This is a genomic window from Rhizobium mongolense USDA 1844 (assembly GCF_000419765.1).
GTDB lineage: Bacteria > Pseudomonadota > Alphaproteobacteria > Rhizobiales > Rhizobiaceae > Rhizobium > Rhizobium mongolense.
Genome location: NZ_ATTQ01000058.1, coordinates 1 through 12588, shown reverse-complemented (window position 1 = coordinate 12588; position 12588 = coordinate 1). Strand labels below are relative to the sequence as shown.

13 protein-coding genes and 4 pseudogenes are annotated in these 12588 nt (G+C 57.2%); 4 read left to right on the top strand and 13 right to left on the bottom strand.

The annotated features are described in order from the left end of the window. Window positions 1-232 (top strand): annotated as a pseudogene (locus A3C3_RS0136345) (IS6 family transposase); the annotation flags it as partial. Window positions 233-398: 166 nt separating this feature from the next. On the opposite strand, the pseudogene A3C3_RS45840 reads toward A3C3_RS0136345, so the two are convergent. The 3 genes and pseudogenes from A3C3_RS45840 to A3C3_RS47760 form a co-directional block, all read right to left on the bottom strand. After that, window positions 399-544: pseudogene (locus A3C3_RS45840) on the bottom strand (IS481 family transposase); the annotation flags it as partial. Window positions 545-633: 89 nt separating this feature from the next. Then, a complete protein-coding gene (locus A3C3_RS47765; RefSeq protein WP_233450495.1) occupies window positions 634-1356 on the bottom strand; it encodes a (2Fe-2S)-binding protein in 723 nt (240 codons plus the stop codon). 39 nt (window positions 1357-1395) lie between these two features. Beyond that, window positions 1396-1596, bottom strand: a complete 201-nt coding sequence (locus A3C3_RS47760; RefSeq protein ID WP_233450496.1) for a hypothetical protein — start codon at window positions 1594-1596, stop codon at window positions 1396-1398. A 164-nt stretch (window positions 1597-1760) separates the two neighbouring features. Between A3C3_RS47760 and A3C3_RS46415 the strand changes: the two genes are divergently transcribed. Further along, window positions 1761-1910: a hypothetical protein gene (locus tag A3C3_RS46415; protein WP_022719381.1), complete on the top strand. Its 150-nt coding sequence runs from the start codon at window positions 1761-1763 to the stop codon at window positions 1908-1910. A gap of 484 nt (window positions 1911-2394) precedes the next feature. Here A3C3_RS46415 and A3C3_RS0136335 read toward each other — a convergent pair whose 3' ends face one another. The 8 genes and pseudogenes from A3C3_RS0136335 to A3C3_RS0136300 form a co-directional block, all read right to left on the bottom strand. Beyond that, on the bottom strand, window positions 2395-3003 hold the full coding sequence (locus tag A3C3_RS0136335; RefSeq protein WP_022719380.1) for a CDP-alcohol phosphatidyltransferase family protein: 609 nt from the start codon (window positions 3001-3003) through the stop codon (window positions 2395-2397). A 22-nt stretch (window positions 3004-3025) separates the two neighbouring features. Further along, the gene (locus A3C3_RS0136330) at window positions 3026-3805 is read right to left on the bottom strand and encodes a phosphocholine cytidylyltransferase family protein (protein ID WP_022719379.1); all 780 of its coding nucleotides are present in this window, start codon (window positions 3803-3805) and stop codon (window positions 3026-3028) included. A 13-nt stretch (window positions 3806-3818) separates the two neighbouring features. Then, the gene (locus A3C3_RS0136325; RefSeq protein WP_022719378.1) at window positions 3819-5042 is read right to left on the bottom strand and encodes an aminotransferase class I/II-fold pyridoxal phosphate-dependent enzyme; all 1224 of its coding nucleotides are present in this window, start codon (window positions 5040-5042) and stop codon (window positions 3819-3821) included. 57 nt (window positions 5043-5099) lie between these two features. Continuing rightward, window positions 5100-6098: a phosphoenolpyruvate mutase gene (gene aepX, locus A3C3_RS0136320; RefSeq protein ID WP_022719377.1), complete on the bottom strand. Its 999-nt coding sequence runs from the start codon at window positions 6096-6098 to the stop codon at window positions 5100-5102. 141 nt (window positions 6099-6239) lie between these two features. Continuing rightward, complete coding sequence (locus A3C3_RS0136315) at window positions 6240-6704, bottom strand: Tn3 family transposase (protein ID WP_033420021.1); 465 nt, start codon at window positions 6702-6704, stop codon at window positions 6240-6242. Between the two features lie 289 nt (window positions 6705-6993). Further along, entirely contained in the window at window positions 6994-8031 is a 1038-nt protein-coding gene (locus A3C3_RS0136310) for an IS110 family RNA-guided transposase (protein ID WP_028740308.1), read from the bottom strand. Window positions 8032-8703: 672 nt separating this feature from the next. After that, window positions 8704-8934: pseudogene (locus A3C3_RS0136305) on the bottom strand (phosphoadenosine phosphosulfate reductase domain-containing protein); the annotation flags it as partial. A 91-nt stretch (window positions 8935-9025) separates the two neighbouring features. After that, entirely contained in the window at window positions 9026-9886 is an 861-nt protein-coding gene (locus A3C3_RS0136300; protein ID WP_167521892.1) for a sulfotransferase domain-containing protein, read from the bottom strand. 861 nt (window positions 9887-10747) lie between these two features. Between A3C3_RS0136300 and A3C3_RS0136295 the strand changes: the two are divergent. Next, a pseudogene (locus A3C3_RS0136295) lies at window positions 10748-10917 on the top strand (IS6 family transposase); the annotation flags it as partial. A 74-nt stretch (window positions 10918-10991) separates the two neighbouring features. Here the strand turns inward: A3C3_RS0136295 and A3C3_RS0136290 are convergent. Further along, entirely contained in the window at window positions 10992-11393 is a 402-nt protein-coding gene (locus A3C3_RS0136290) for a type II toxin-antitoxin system VapC family toxin (protein WP_022719372.1), read from the bottom strand. Continuing rightward, window positions 11390-11644: an AbrB/MazE/SpoVT family DNA-binding domain-containing protein gene (locus tag A3C3_RS0136285; protein ID WP_022719371.1), complete on the bottom strand. Its 255-nt coding sequence runs from the start codon at window positions 11642-11644 to the stop codon at window positions 11390-11392. Before A3C3_RS0136285 ends, A3C3_RS0136290 begins: the two co-directional genes overlap by 4 nt. A gap of 368 nt (window positions 11645-12012) precedes the next feature. On the opposite strand from A3C3_RS0136285, the gene A3C3_RS0136280 reads away from it, so the two are divergent. Next, on the top strand, window positions 12013-12435 hold the full coding sequence (locus A3C3_RS0136280; protein WP_028740307.1) for a helix-turn-helix domain-containing protein: 423 nt from the start codon (window positions 12013-12015) through the stop codon (window positions 12433-12435). Window positions 12436-12588: the final 153 nt, after the last annotated feature.

The window sequence follows — 12588 nt, the reverse complement described above, 5'->3', positions numbered from 1 at the left end:
CAAAGGCCTCAATAATCGAGCGGAAAATTCGCACCAGCCGACCCGACGACGCGAAAGGATCATGAAACGCTTCAAGTCGGCACGCCAGCTTCAGCGGTTCGTTTCCATCCATGATCCGATTGCCAACCTGTTCCACTTTCCCCGCAATACGCTGTCATCGGCTCAACATCGAGACCTGCGTAACGCCGCCATGCAAATCTGGAACAAAATCGCGTGTGTCGCCGCAGCGTGACAGCCGTCCCGGCCAGCTATCGCTGCATCAATCCGCTGATAACTTTACAGTGCCGGTTAGAAACATAGTCTGCACGAAACTACCGGACGAGGACGTCCCCGAATGAGCCACGAAGTCGACCTCGACATAACCGGGCAGCGGATCGTTCCAGTCCCCGAAGGTGCGTTGTCCGGTTCAGCCGCTCGACCTGCCCGTTCGCCCAGGGATGCTTGATCTTCGTGAGCCTGTGCTCGATACCGTTTTCGCTGCAGACCCGATCAAAATATGGGCGAGGTCGTAGACATCGCGGGCGCGATTGGTGAACTGGATCCCGTAGATCGCGATTGGCCGCGCTAGCACACGCAGTTACGAAAAGGAAGACCGCGAGGTTGCTCTGACGCGGGGTTTGGTTGCGGTGTCGGTCAATTTCTCGATTGGTTCCTGGCAAGTTGCCCGAGTGTCAGTGGTCTGATCGGTGGACGTAGAGTCGCAGGTTCTACGACTTTGCCGCTGTCTTTCACCTTTGACTGCAATATCGCTGTAGTTGCTGTCGAACACATCTGCGCTCGGCAATTACCCATGCCCACTCGGCTGTGAACTTTGACCTGACGCATCCCCGCAGAACCCCGCGCGATAGCCGCCTCAATGTCGCTGACGGAAATCTCTTCGCAGCGGCAAACGATCGCCTCAGGTGACGGTAGCAACATGCTTTGCGGGACACGAAAGATCGCGTCAACAAATGTCCGCCCGCTAGCTAACCGAGTAAGCTCCCTATGGAGAGGCATGGTCATCCCCTTGAGCGACTGATCTGAAATCCGGCCTAGCCGATGAGCAATACGGTACACACTCAGTCGCCCCGAGATTTCAGCTGCGCGGTCGCCCAGGATAACGCCGCCATCGCCGGCTACCATGACGTTCTCAATCGATGTCTCCTGCCATCGGTCTACAATAGGGAACCAGTATCCTTCCTGCTCGTTCCAGCCATGGGCAGCATCAGTAAGTCGGGTAATCTGCGTGTTGGGAATCACGCCGAAGTGAAGCAATACTGTATCGCATTCGATGAACCGTAAGGTGCCACCGGCTTGATACTCCACTCCCTCGACACAGTCGTTGCCGACGATCTTCGCCTGACCTACCGAAGACACCTTGGGTATGTGCGGCATCTGTGCAAGGAGTTGGATCCCCTATTTCAGCAGGGCCGTTGATCTCAGTGCTGCAGGCAGATGGGGAATGGCGCGCAGGAAATCTACTGGCGAGGTCGTCTGCAGCAAACCCACGATGTTCGCCCCAGCATTGGCAAGTTGCCGCGCTGTCAATAGAAGCAGCGGGCCGCAGCCCAGCAAAACAGTCCGGCCCGCTACCGCGCGACCAGACATTTTCAGCATCGTCTGCGCCGCTCCTGCGCCCATTACTCCGGGCAAACGCCTGGTGAGGAGCACTATTCCACCACATCGCCTGACAAAGGGGTTTGGATCCAAGCACGATCGCGGTCGACTGAGGCCCACGAATGTACTTTCCGTCCGCATAGACAACCAGATCGGCTCCGCGCGTGATCCAGCTGTCCGGCCTTCCGGGCGAAAGCCCGGCAGCATTGATCAAGACCGGAACACCTTTCGCCTTTGAAGCTGCGATGATCATTTCCAGGGGCAATGTCGCTGACCGACTGTTCCGGCCGAGCAAGCAGACCATCGCGACATGATCGTCGAGCGCGGTTCTAAGCTCCTCAGGGGAGGCCACGCTCACGATCTCAGCGCCGGCAATTCGGATCGCCTGCTCATAGGCAAAGCGATGGTCCGCAGGGACGATGACCTTGTTGCGCATTGCGGATGTGTCGGGCAGCCGCAGCATAAGTTCCGGATTGTTGCCTGCGATACAGGCCGCTGTCGCGAGCGCGAGACTCGCCGCGGTACCGGCCGTCACCACACCCCATTCTGCGCCAGTGAGCTCGCTAAGCCTTTTCCCGATGCCGTCGGAAAGCTCATCGAGGTCGACAAAAGCCTGCGCAGCGGCGTTCATGGCCGCGATGACCTCGGGAGCCGGATTGCTTGCTCCGTAGTTCGTGCGCACCCCCGCGCAATTGATCAGCGGCTCGACGCCAAGAGAGCGGTAGATGTCTCCTACGTCGCGATGACCGGATATGCCGACTGCTGTTGCATTGGCACGATGAGGAAGATGGGATGCCATTACGAGATACCTCGCAGCGCCAGAATTGCCGATGCACCGATCGCAAAGATGGTAATTGCTAGATACATGATCCGGTTTGGCGATGGCACGCCCACCGAAGCGACATGGGCAATGGTCAAAAAGGCGAATACAACATTGACGACTGCAACAAACAATTCCGGGCCAATGAACGGCTGGATCAGAACCAGCGCCGCCAACAGGGGGATGTCGTAAGACAGCGGCACTCCGACGAAGCGGCCATCCTCGGATTTTCCGAAGTTTGCGAAATAGCTGAGCCGGATCGCGCCGGCGAGAAGAAGTGCCGTTGCGACAAAGAGAGAAAACAGCGAAACCTTGTTCAACTGCAGGATGAGGACGGCGGGTAGGATCGCTCCGTAAATTATGTCGCCGAATCCGTCGAGGCTCCTCCCCATTTTTGCGATGTCCGGATGCCGGTTCGGTGTGCGCCCAGCCACCACACCGTCCAGATGATCCGCGAGAACGGCCCACAAAGCCACCGCTATCGCTATTTCGATCTGGCCATTCAGGGCGAGATACAGAGAAACCGACGAGCACAGCAAACCGGCCGTGGTTATGGCATTGGCAGGATCGATGAGGTAGCGAAGCATGCTCTGTCTCCAGACAAAACGGCTAACAGGCCATCTCACGGGCGGTGATGAACATCGCCTCCGCGATGCGCAGATCAGCCTCGCAGTCGATCTCGTACCACCTGACGTCATCGCATCTGGCAGCCGCGATCCGAAGACCCTCGTGTTCGATAAGCTGCGACAGCAGCTCCTCGGTGTAGGACGTCACGGCGCCACAGCCGATGAGATCGTCGAGATACGGAACGATGGTCTCCCGCAAATCTTCGCCGGCAAAACGGATGAGATTCATGGTCTTGAAGAGAGCCTGCGCTCCCTCGTTGAGGTCCGCCGCGGTTTGTTTCATCCTGACCTCGGCAATGTAGCCATTGTCATTGAGAATGACGGCAGATCCCTCCATCGATCGTTCAAACGGAGCGACCGCAGCGACATTGCCGGCATTGCTTAGAGTCAGTTTACGAAGGGCGTCGAGCTCGAAGAACACATCACCTTCCAGCAGATAGGTATCGCCCGACAGCAAGGCGTGGCGAGCCAACCAAAGCGAGTATGCGCTGCCGGTCTTGTCGAAGACAGTAGATTCGACATAGCGGATGTGGATGTTCCCAAACCGATTGCCGCAAGAATACTGGATAGCATCCTTGCGATAACCAACGACGATGGTCACTTCCTTCACGCCGAGGGCTTCAAGGTTGTGCAAGGCGTTGTGAAGGATCGGCGTTCCATTCACCTCGACCAGGGGCTTTGGTCGAAGATCGGTAAGGGGTCGAAGACGAGTGCCGAAGCCTGCAGCCAATATGACGGCTCTGATCGGAGCATTCGGTGTCATAACAGTTCCCTTCCTATTGTTGACGCTGACGCGTCTCACCGTCTTCCCAAGCGTTGAGAAACTTGACTAGCCGACCAAGGCCTGATTCCAGCTTGTCGGGCGGAACGCCGTAGGAAAGGCGAAGGGCGAACGGGTCGCCGAACGCGGTCCCGGACACCGTGGCGACCCCGGCCTGGGCGATCAATTCCCGAACCAGCGTGTCCGCGTCGCGGTCGCCGACCACTAGGTTCCACGGCTCCGGCGCCAGAATGTTCTTAAGGTCGAGATAGAAATAGAATCCCCCCATCGCCGTTGGCGCGGGGATCCTGGACAAGCCCGAAAGGACGCTAAATCCGACCTGTCTGGCAGCAAACAGCTGCGACCGGAGCTGGCGCTCATAGCTGCCGTCGGTGTTCTGCAGATGGAAAAGCGCAGCGTGCTGGGCGATCACATTAGGATTTGATGTCGTGTGCGACTGGAGCGCTTTCACGGCACTGATAACGTAATCCGGACCCGCGAGATAACCGATCCTCCAGCCCGTCAGGGCAAGCGATTTGCTGAAAGCGTTGACGATCAGTGTCCGAGACCGCACTTCCGGAAGGACCGATACGATCGGATGATGGGCTCCGTCGGTATGGATGAAATCCCCGTAGCATTCATCAAAGATGATCCAAAGGTCATGCTGGATCGCAAGCTGCCCGATGCCACGCAGTATTTCGGCGTCGTAGACGGTGCCCGTAGGATTGTTCGGCGTGTTGATCACGATCGCGCGGGTCTTTGCGGTGAGTGCAGATTCGATGTCCTCGATGCGAAGTGCGTAACCATTGGACCGAGTGTCTACATGGACAGGTATACCGCCGGCGATCCGCACCTGAGCGGGAAATGTCGTCCAATAGGGCGCCGGGATGATGACCTTGTCGCCGGGATTGAGCAGCACCATGGCAGCATTGAAGAGAGCCTGTTTGGCGCCGGTCGTAACCGCGATCTCGTTGGCTGCCCACACCTGACCGGTCTCTGTCGAAACCTTCCTAGCTAGCGCTTCGCGCAATTCCATTACGCCTACCGTATCTGTGTAGCGGTTCTCTCCCTGCCGGATAGCTTCGAGCGCGCCCTCCCGAATTGTCGGAGCCAGATCAGCCCAGATCTCGCCGGCAGTCAGATCGATGATCTCTTTGCCATCATCGGAGGCTGCCTTTGCCGCGGCGCGCGCCGCAGCGGTCCGGGATGATTTGAACAGACTCGTCCTATGCGCAAGCATGTGGGCCTCCTGGCAATTGCGTGTTAAAGTCCTCCGCCGGCGTGCCAGCCGGCACAATCAGCCGTGCTTCGGTAGATATCGCTCTTCCGCCGCTGCGAGTTCGTCGTAACGCAGCAATCCGAATACTTCGTCGAGCGTCGCAAGCTCCGGCTCGATGCCGGCGATGCTTTCCTCGGTGATAATCCGGCTGCAAACCTCTCGCATGCCGGCCACGGCCGCGCGCATGGCGTGGTTGGCCCAGATGACGGTCGAGATGCCGGCCTCCCGATACGCCGAAACGGGTGTTCGGTAGTATTTCGTGGGCACGATCACGACCGGCAACTTGTTCTGCCACTGAACTGCGAACGCAAGAATCTCCGCGGGCTCGCTTTTCCCCGAATGAATAAGTATGGCGTCCGCCCCAGCTGCGGCATAAGCCTCCGCGCGTGCCAGTGCCTCATCGAGGCCGTGGCCGGCAATCAGCGCCTCGGTCCGAGCGACCAAAACGAGATCACCACCGGTTGTGTCCTTCACCGCCCTGAGGCGTCCGGAGAACTCGCCGATTTCGGCCAGCGGATGCCGGTCGCCGACAAAGGAGTTCATCTTCGGAAAACCCTTGTCCTCGAGGCACACGCCCGCCGCGCCGCGCTGGAGCAGCTTTGTCGCGAGCAACCGTGCATTGTTGAAGTTACCGAAACCACTATCGCCATCGACAAGGATTGGCAGACCACTTGCATGTGCCATGCGGCTGACGACCTCAACGACGTCGGTCCAACTCGCCTCGTTCGCATCGCGGTAGCCGAGGCTGGCCGAAATCGAGAGGCCGGACGCCCAAAGGCCGGCAAACCCGGCCTGGCGCGCGATGGCGGCCGAAAGGCCATCATGAGCTCCCATCAGAAAGGCGAGCTCGTTCGATTGGATCAAGGTGCGTAGCGCTGCCGTGGGATCCTCGACAGTGCCGATGCTCTTTGGCACGTAGGGCGTAGCCTTTGATCCCTCGCCCGAACCACACTCTCCAACCGCGTCTTCGATCGCTACTCCCTGTGACATCACTTCGCTTGTTGACGATTTCAGCATGATCCCGCCTCCTTCATAAAGACACGTCTACTGAAAACACTATAGAAGCAAGTGGAGAGTAAAATATAAATTGGTATATATTAGTGCCAGATTCGCTGTTTGCCGATAACTTGTTGATTAATAACAATATAAAACAAATATTTAAAGGTATATTTTCGAGTATATCTTTATTTGTATTCCAACTTTGCGGAGATGACGTGAAAATCCCGCCTCTGCTGCGGCAATGGCGTCACGCTGCACGACGGGAGGAGTGATTTTGTATGCTCGAAGGATGTGCCCGACGCGCGCAATGCTGAGAACGCAAAGGGACCTAATACCGGGCAGGACTACGGGAGCGTCACGATAACGAAAGTGGCCGATCCGTCCGACTTTGAGAACATATGTTGGTCGAGCTTCGAGGATGGATGTTTCGGGCCGTAGCGGTCTGAGATCGAGGTTGTCTGCAGGGGTCCAGGCGTAATCGCCGGTAAGGCTGACATGCTGCCACCCAAGCGGGGTGATGTGTTTGATCAAGTCCGGCGGTGTGGCGATGCCTTCGCGACTGAGCTGGGCGAAAGCCGATCCGAGATAAAATGTATTCCAGTAAACGATGGCGTTGATGAGCATAGCCCAGACGCCCGATAGAACTGGCTTCTGTAACGGGCCTTCCCAAGTCAATCCCTTATGAGCTTAATCCCTCGCCGAGTGCTTGCTTCTGTCCGCAGTCGACGCCGGGTCGCTGCTCTATGGGGTCTGCTGAGGACCGGCTGGCCAATCTCTCTCTAATAGCGCAGTCACCAATTGCTGCGTCCAGTTCTCCGGCCTAACCTATCCATCGTCCCGGCGAAGGGACCTTGCTCCGGAGGGCTGATGGCAGTGCCCATCCGAAAGCCTATCTTGTTTCGTCCTTCCTTGTTCAAGCGGCCATGACTGGCGCCGCCCTGTGGGGAATGAAGTTGGTCCCATCCCGGAGCATGTGGTGCAACACCACCGCCAGCTTGCGGGCCAGCGCAACACGCGCCTTTCTGGGTCCCGCACGCCTGGCGACCGCCAGCGCCCAGCTTTTGAGATCCGAGCCTTTGACCGGCCGGGTCAAAATGACGTTGGCCGCCTCGTAGAGCGCGGTTCGCACGCCCACATCGCCGACCTTCGAGATGCGACCACTATAATCGGTCTCGCCCGATTGATACTTCTTCGGCGTCAATCCGAAATGCGGCCCCACCGCTCGTGATGATCGGAAGCGCTCGGGCGCATCGACGGCCGACACGAATGTCAGCGCCACCAGCACGCCAACGCCGGGCGTCGTCATGAGCCGACGGGCGTTATCGTCCTGACGGGCCATGGCACGTAGCTTGCGCTCAAAACCTGCAAATTCGTCCGCAAGCGCGTCGCGCACCTTCAACAGCGACGCGGCGATCGCCTCTAAGGTCGGATGACCCTCAATCAGGTCGCGGATCCGTGCCGCATAGGTGCGCCGCGTCGTCGGTCCTACCTTGAGGCCGAAGCCGCGCAGTGTGCCCCGGATGCTCATCTCGATGTCGTAAAGCTTGCCCTGAATGAGCTTGCGGGCGGTCAGCAGGGCGCGGACCTCCTGGGCCGGAAGAGATTTGCAGTGGACCGGCCTGAACCAGCCAAGCCGCATCAACTGTGCGATGCCCCGCGCATCCTTCTTGTCGGTCTTCACCGGCATCGTCTTGAAGGCCGCACGTACGTGGCGCGTCTCGATCAGTTCGACCGCCAGACCCGCCTTCGTCATTCCGGCATGCAGCCACTGCGACAACGGGCCGGCCTCCAGACCGATCCGCTCCATCACCACGCCGTGCTCGCCAAACCAGGCGATCAGCGCTTCGGGCTCGCTCAGCACCTTTGCTTCCCGCACAATGCGGCCAGCCGCATCCACCAAGCACACACTTGAGTATTCCAATGATATGTCGATGCCGGCATACTGTTTCATGGTCGTCTCTCCGCGATGCTATGGAGCAGGCCATTCCTGACTCCGCGACACCATCATTGTGAGGGACGACTACCAGCCTTTCAAATCTCGCTGGCTGGGCTCCGCCCGTTACACCATCTCCCGAGGGTCCTGTTCCGCAACTCTCCCAAAACGATTGAAGAAGAGTGCGCGCGGCCAGGATGTCCTGGGCCTCGCCGATTGACACGCAGAATCGGGCTGCGAAAAGCCGGGTTACGGGTACGGCTTGAGCTTGCGCAGGGCTACGGACCACAGCCGCCATGTCATCGATGTCCTGCTCCGACATGGCCGTAGACAGGCAACCGGTGCCCGTTTGGACCATGAGGAGGCCGCCGTCGAAAAGATGCCCGACGAATGCCGAAAGAAGCGCAGCTTTTTCCGGCGAGAAATAAGCCTGCCGGTAGTTCTTAGGCACATCCGCGGATAGGTGGATTCGAAACATCGATCCTCGGCTGCTCACACAAGCAGGCACGTCCGCTATCTTGATCGCCTCGCCGATTGAGCCACGCGCGTGCCCAGGGCATTGAGCCTGCCAACGGCCTCCTGATCGTACAACTTCATTGCCGTAAGGCCGGCGATCGTTAAGGTTTACCGAGAAAGTGCCAGAAAGCGGAAAAGGCGCCGGCCCTGTTAGTGGGTTCAGGGACTTCATCACGTATCGACGTGAAGATAAGGAAACAGTGGGTTCGATGGGTAAAACGCCTTCATCGCGAGATGCAGCATTACCGAAGAACCTTTACCGACGGAGTAAAGCATACTGGATTTCTTGAACGTTGCCACATCCTCCCGCAAGATGTGGATAGCCTCAGGCTCAAGACGATCCAGATGGGTGATAGATACCGGCTTTAAGGAACCGATTGCGCGGGCGGTAGGTCGGGTATTCATCGCATGCACCCTTTGCAGAATTTCATCCGATGCGGCCAGCGGACCTCCCGCTAAACCACCTGCGTTGCGCTGTGCGACGGTGTCGAAATCTTCATGCTCCAAAGCCGAAACGCTCGTTCAGTCGTGATCCGCCGAGTGTCATAAATCGCGCCTCAATCTCCGGATTCCAGTAAGCTTCCCAGGACGTTCGCCCGCCGGAGAAGGTGAAGGTCTGCTTTCCGATTAGTTGATCCAAGATTAGCTCGGGCTGCGGTGTTCGAATCTCGCAAAATTCTGCAACTTTGCGGATGGTTTCGAGCTGAACTTCACTCCCGTGGTCACCTATGATCTGTTCGTAGGTCAATCCAAGAACATCAATCTCATCTGCCCACGGCGCCATTGGGTGACAACGGTCGTTGAAAATGAAGGGCGCGATCTCGTCGAAGTACTTCAGCATTTTGTCTTGCCCGTTCGGCTCATTGCGCCACTTGATCTCAGTCCTCCCGGGCGGACACCAGTCGCTGTCACCGACATATCGCATCTGAGACACAATTGCCGCCCGCATCTCGCGCGAGACGAAGATGACTTTGAAATCTGCTAAACAACGGCGGATGCCGATGTCACACGGCAGATGGCCATACCCAAACTGACCGGGCTGCACAAAGCGCGATGATATCTCGATCGGTATCCATAGGATATTTTCCGAATGAGTGAAGCGAGCTCTCTCGACATCTACAAAGCGGAAGTCTCCGAGATAGTCTCTATTGAAAAAAACATCGGACTGTTCAAGCCCGAGCAGAGCAAGAAGGCGGGCATATAGGTGCGTGCCCGCTTTCGGGATGGAACAAATCATAACCCGCGCGCGTGAGCCGCCGACGGTTGGCTTGATTGACCAAGCTCCATTTGAGCAGGGATAAAGTGGGAAGTTTAGACCCGCGATAGCGCGCACTTCTTCTGGAAGCGGGTGAAGCATGACAGTATCCCCGATTTCGCAGCGTTGATATCTCAAACAGCCGGCAGCCACCATCGATATGCGGATTAGGTAACGTCATTCAGAAGAAAAGCAAGTAACTAATTGATATAAATGGATAATATATATATAAATATACCTTTCTGAAGCACCTGTTTGGCGAGAATGCAGGCAGCAGAGAAGCCACTAAATTAAGGTGCGCATGAATAACTGGCCGCTCAGTATGATCCGTTTTCAACCAGACCGCGCCATCGTCTCGATCCCTTTTTTCCCGGGGCCGCATGCCCCCGAACGCGACCAAAGGAACTGTCCCCCAAATGTCGAAGGGTCGGCACAGGCAAAGCGGTGCGGGCATGCGATGCCAATGATCACGCAGCGGGCATGGACCTGACGGCACACTGCGGCTCTTGTTCGGCAAAAGCGGCTGGATGCATCTTCGGTCCCGACTTTGTCATCAACCCAGCAGCAATGGCGCCTTTGTTATTCTCGAAGAGTCAGCGGCAAAGCCGCGAAGAAAACATACATAGTCCTTGGCGGTTTTCGCGTTTCTCACGCCCCGAAATAAGAGGAGCATCCTCGGAATAAAGAGGGTGCTTCCTCTGCCCTCTCGAAATCCCAGTTGACTGAGCCGGCTGGGGCGCGGCGCCGAGGAGGCCGGCATTGGCTCACCACCTCCACCTGAATTGGCAGATAAATTGCGACAGTGGTTTCATAATGGGGCTTGTCGCAAATTTTCGGATTCACCGGAATGTTGCCCATCGGACAAGAATTCCCGCTCCAGAGGTTGTGGAGCGTACCGATGATTCTGACTGCCATTGTCGAAAAGCTGAAGCGCCAGTCGAAAGATGATATCAAGGGACGGCGCCGAAAATCGGAGGCTCCCATTCATTCAACACCGCGCGTCGAACCATCGCCGAATTCTAGGCGATGCTGTGGCTGAGGAAAGGTTTCGGTTTTCAGGCGACTGGGCCGTCAACGATCAGAACGATCTTCTTGCGCGCATTTTCGGACTGCAAAAAGTTAACAAAGCATGAATATCCGGGGTGCTCTGGCTAACGTGGCATAAGGAGATCTTTGCGACAGGCCCCGAAGCCGTTTGCCGGCGCTTTCATTCCGTCCAGTTCTCAATTGTCAGATCAGGTATTCTGCTGAACTCGCCAACATTGGCAGTCACCAATGTTGTGCCGAGAGAGGAGGCATGCGCGGCGATCAGCAGGTCGTTGTGGCCAATGGTTCGCCCTTCGCGCTCGAGAGTGGCACGGATCGAGCCGTAGACGATGTCCGCAGGACCCTCCAGTGCAAGGACTGGAATTGCCGACAACATGTCCTCTACCCGTTCCAGGAGCTTAGCCGAACCCTTCTTTGCGCATCCGTATCGCAACTCGGCCGCGACGATGATGCTGGTGCAAACGTTCTCGTCGCCGGCGCACTGCAGATGCTTCGTTGCTAGCCCACCAGGATTGCGCACGAGATCGCTGATGATGTTCGTATCGAGCAGATAGCGCGTCAAAAAATTTCCTCCGGCTTTACCGGAGCGTCCTCGATATCCGGAAACTCCTCATCGAGGGGAGACCAGCTCGCAAGTAGATTGAGCAATCCTGTGCTCGTGCGCACCGGCTCGATGACGAGCCGATCACCCTCACGGCTGATAACAACACGTTCGCCCGGGAGCTCGAATTCGGCCGGAATTCGAACAGCCTGGCTGCGGTTATTACGAAATAGCCGAACCTCCTTCGAAGCCGGATGATGTGCGTGAACCATGTGTCGTTTCTCCTTGTGTATATGTTTGTATATGCCAAATGATCGGATTATACAAGTTTCGAGCTCACTTAGCTGCGCGTCCAGCGATGCAGAGGGGAGAAGCGGGTGCCTGTCGCAAAGATCTCCTTATGACACGGTTAGCCGGAGCACGTCCGGATTGGGGCTCCGTGGGCATTTCTGCAATTAATATCCGCGAGGGGTTTGGCGGATGCCGCGCAGCACTGTCGCATGGTGATGTTTCCACATTTGAGGTGCGGGTTTCGGTAATTCAAGGATTCCATTAAATCCCGGACAGCGATGGAGTGCACCCCCAGACTGAGACAAGGAAAATCGCGGACAGTTTCCCCGCAAGGAGAGGAAACTGGGGCATGGCCGGACGGCAAAGAGTTATTGATGAGGACCAAAAACTGGAGCTTCTCCAGCGCATGGAGGCGGGTGAAACCGTCAGCAAGTTGGCAGATGAGGTTGGCATCAGTCGCCAACGTCTTTACGAGTGGCGTGATCAGCTGAGGCTTCATGGTAATCTGAAGTCACGTCGGCGCGGGCGGCCGGCCAGATCGACAGCAGGAGTTGACGGGGACTTGCAGCTGCAGAGCGCCGTCGATCAGCCAGCGCCTCAGGAAAAGGCACTGACCAAGGCCAGGCGCCGGATCAGGGAATTGGAGCAGAAAGTCGGGCAACAGCAGCTCGATCTCGATTTTTTTCGCGAAGCCTTGCGGCACTTCGAGGAAGATCAGCGTCGGAGCAGCGCTCCTGGCGAAACGGGATCTTCAANGTCATCGAAAAGATGACAACCGGCCTGTCGCAAGGCGAATTCAACATCGACCGAATGTGTTGGCTCGCGGGCGTCAGCCGCGCGAGTTATTACCGTCACTGGCTGGATTCGGCCCCTCGTCGGGCCGAAACAGGTTTGCGAGACCTCATTCAAAAGATGGCTCTCGGCA

Bases quoted from the DNA above. Each gene is read 5' to 3' on its own strand.
- A3C3_RS47760 (WP_233450496.1), bottom strand. From the start codon at position 1,596: ATGCTGAAAATGTCTGGTCGCGCGGTAGCGGGCCGGACTGTTTTGCTG.
- A3C3_RS0136335 (WP_022719380.1), bottom strand. From the start codon at position 3,003: ATGCTTCGCTACCTCATCGATCCTGCCAATGCCATAACCACGGCCGGT.
- A3C3_RS0136330 (WP_022719379.1), bottom strand. From the start codon at position 3,805: ATGACACCGAATGCTCCGATCAGAGCCGTCATATTGGCTGCAGGCTTC.
- A3C3_RS0136325 (WP_022719378.1), bottom strand. From the start codon at position 5,042: ATGCTTGCGCATAGGACGAGTCTGTTCAAATCATCCCGGACCGCTGCG.
- aepX (WP_022719377.1), bottom strand. From the start codon at position 6,098: ATGCTGAAATCGTCAACAAGCGAAGTGATGTCACAGGGAGTAGCGATC.
- A3C3_RS0136315 (WP_033420021.1), bottom strand. From the start codon at position 6,704: ATGCTCATCAACGCCATCGTTTACTGGAATACATTTTATCTCGGATCG.
- A3C3_RS0136310 (WP_028740308.1), bottom strand. From the start codon at position 8,031: ATGAAACAGTATGCCGGCATCGACATATCATTGGAATACTCAAGTGTG.
- A3C3_RS0136300 (WP_167521892.1), bottom strand. From the start codon at position 9,886: ATGCTTCACCCGCTTCCAGAAGAAGTGCGCGCTATCGCGGGTCTAAAC.
- A3C3_RS0136285 (WP_022719371.1), bottom strand. From the start codon at position 11,644: ATGGTTCACGCACATCATCCGGCTTCGAAGGAGGTTCGGCTATTTCGT.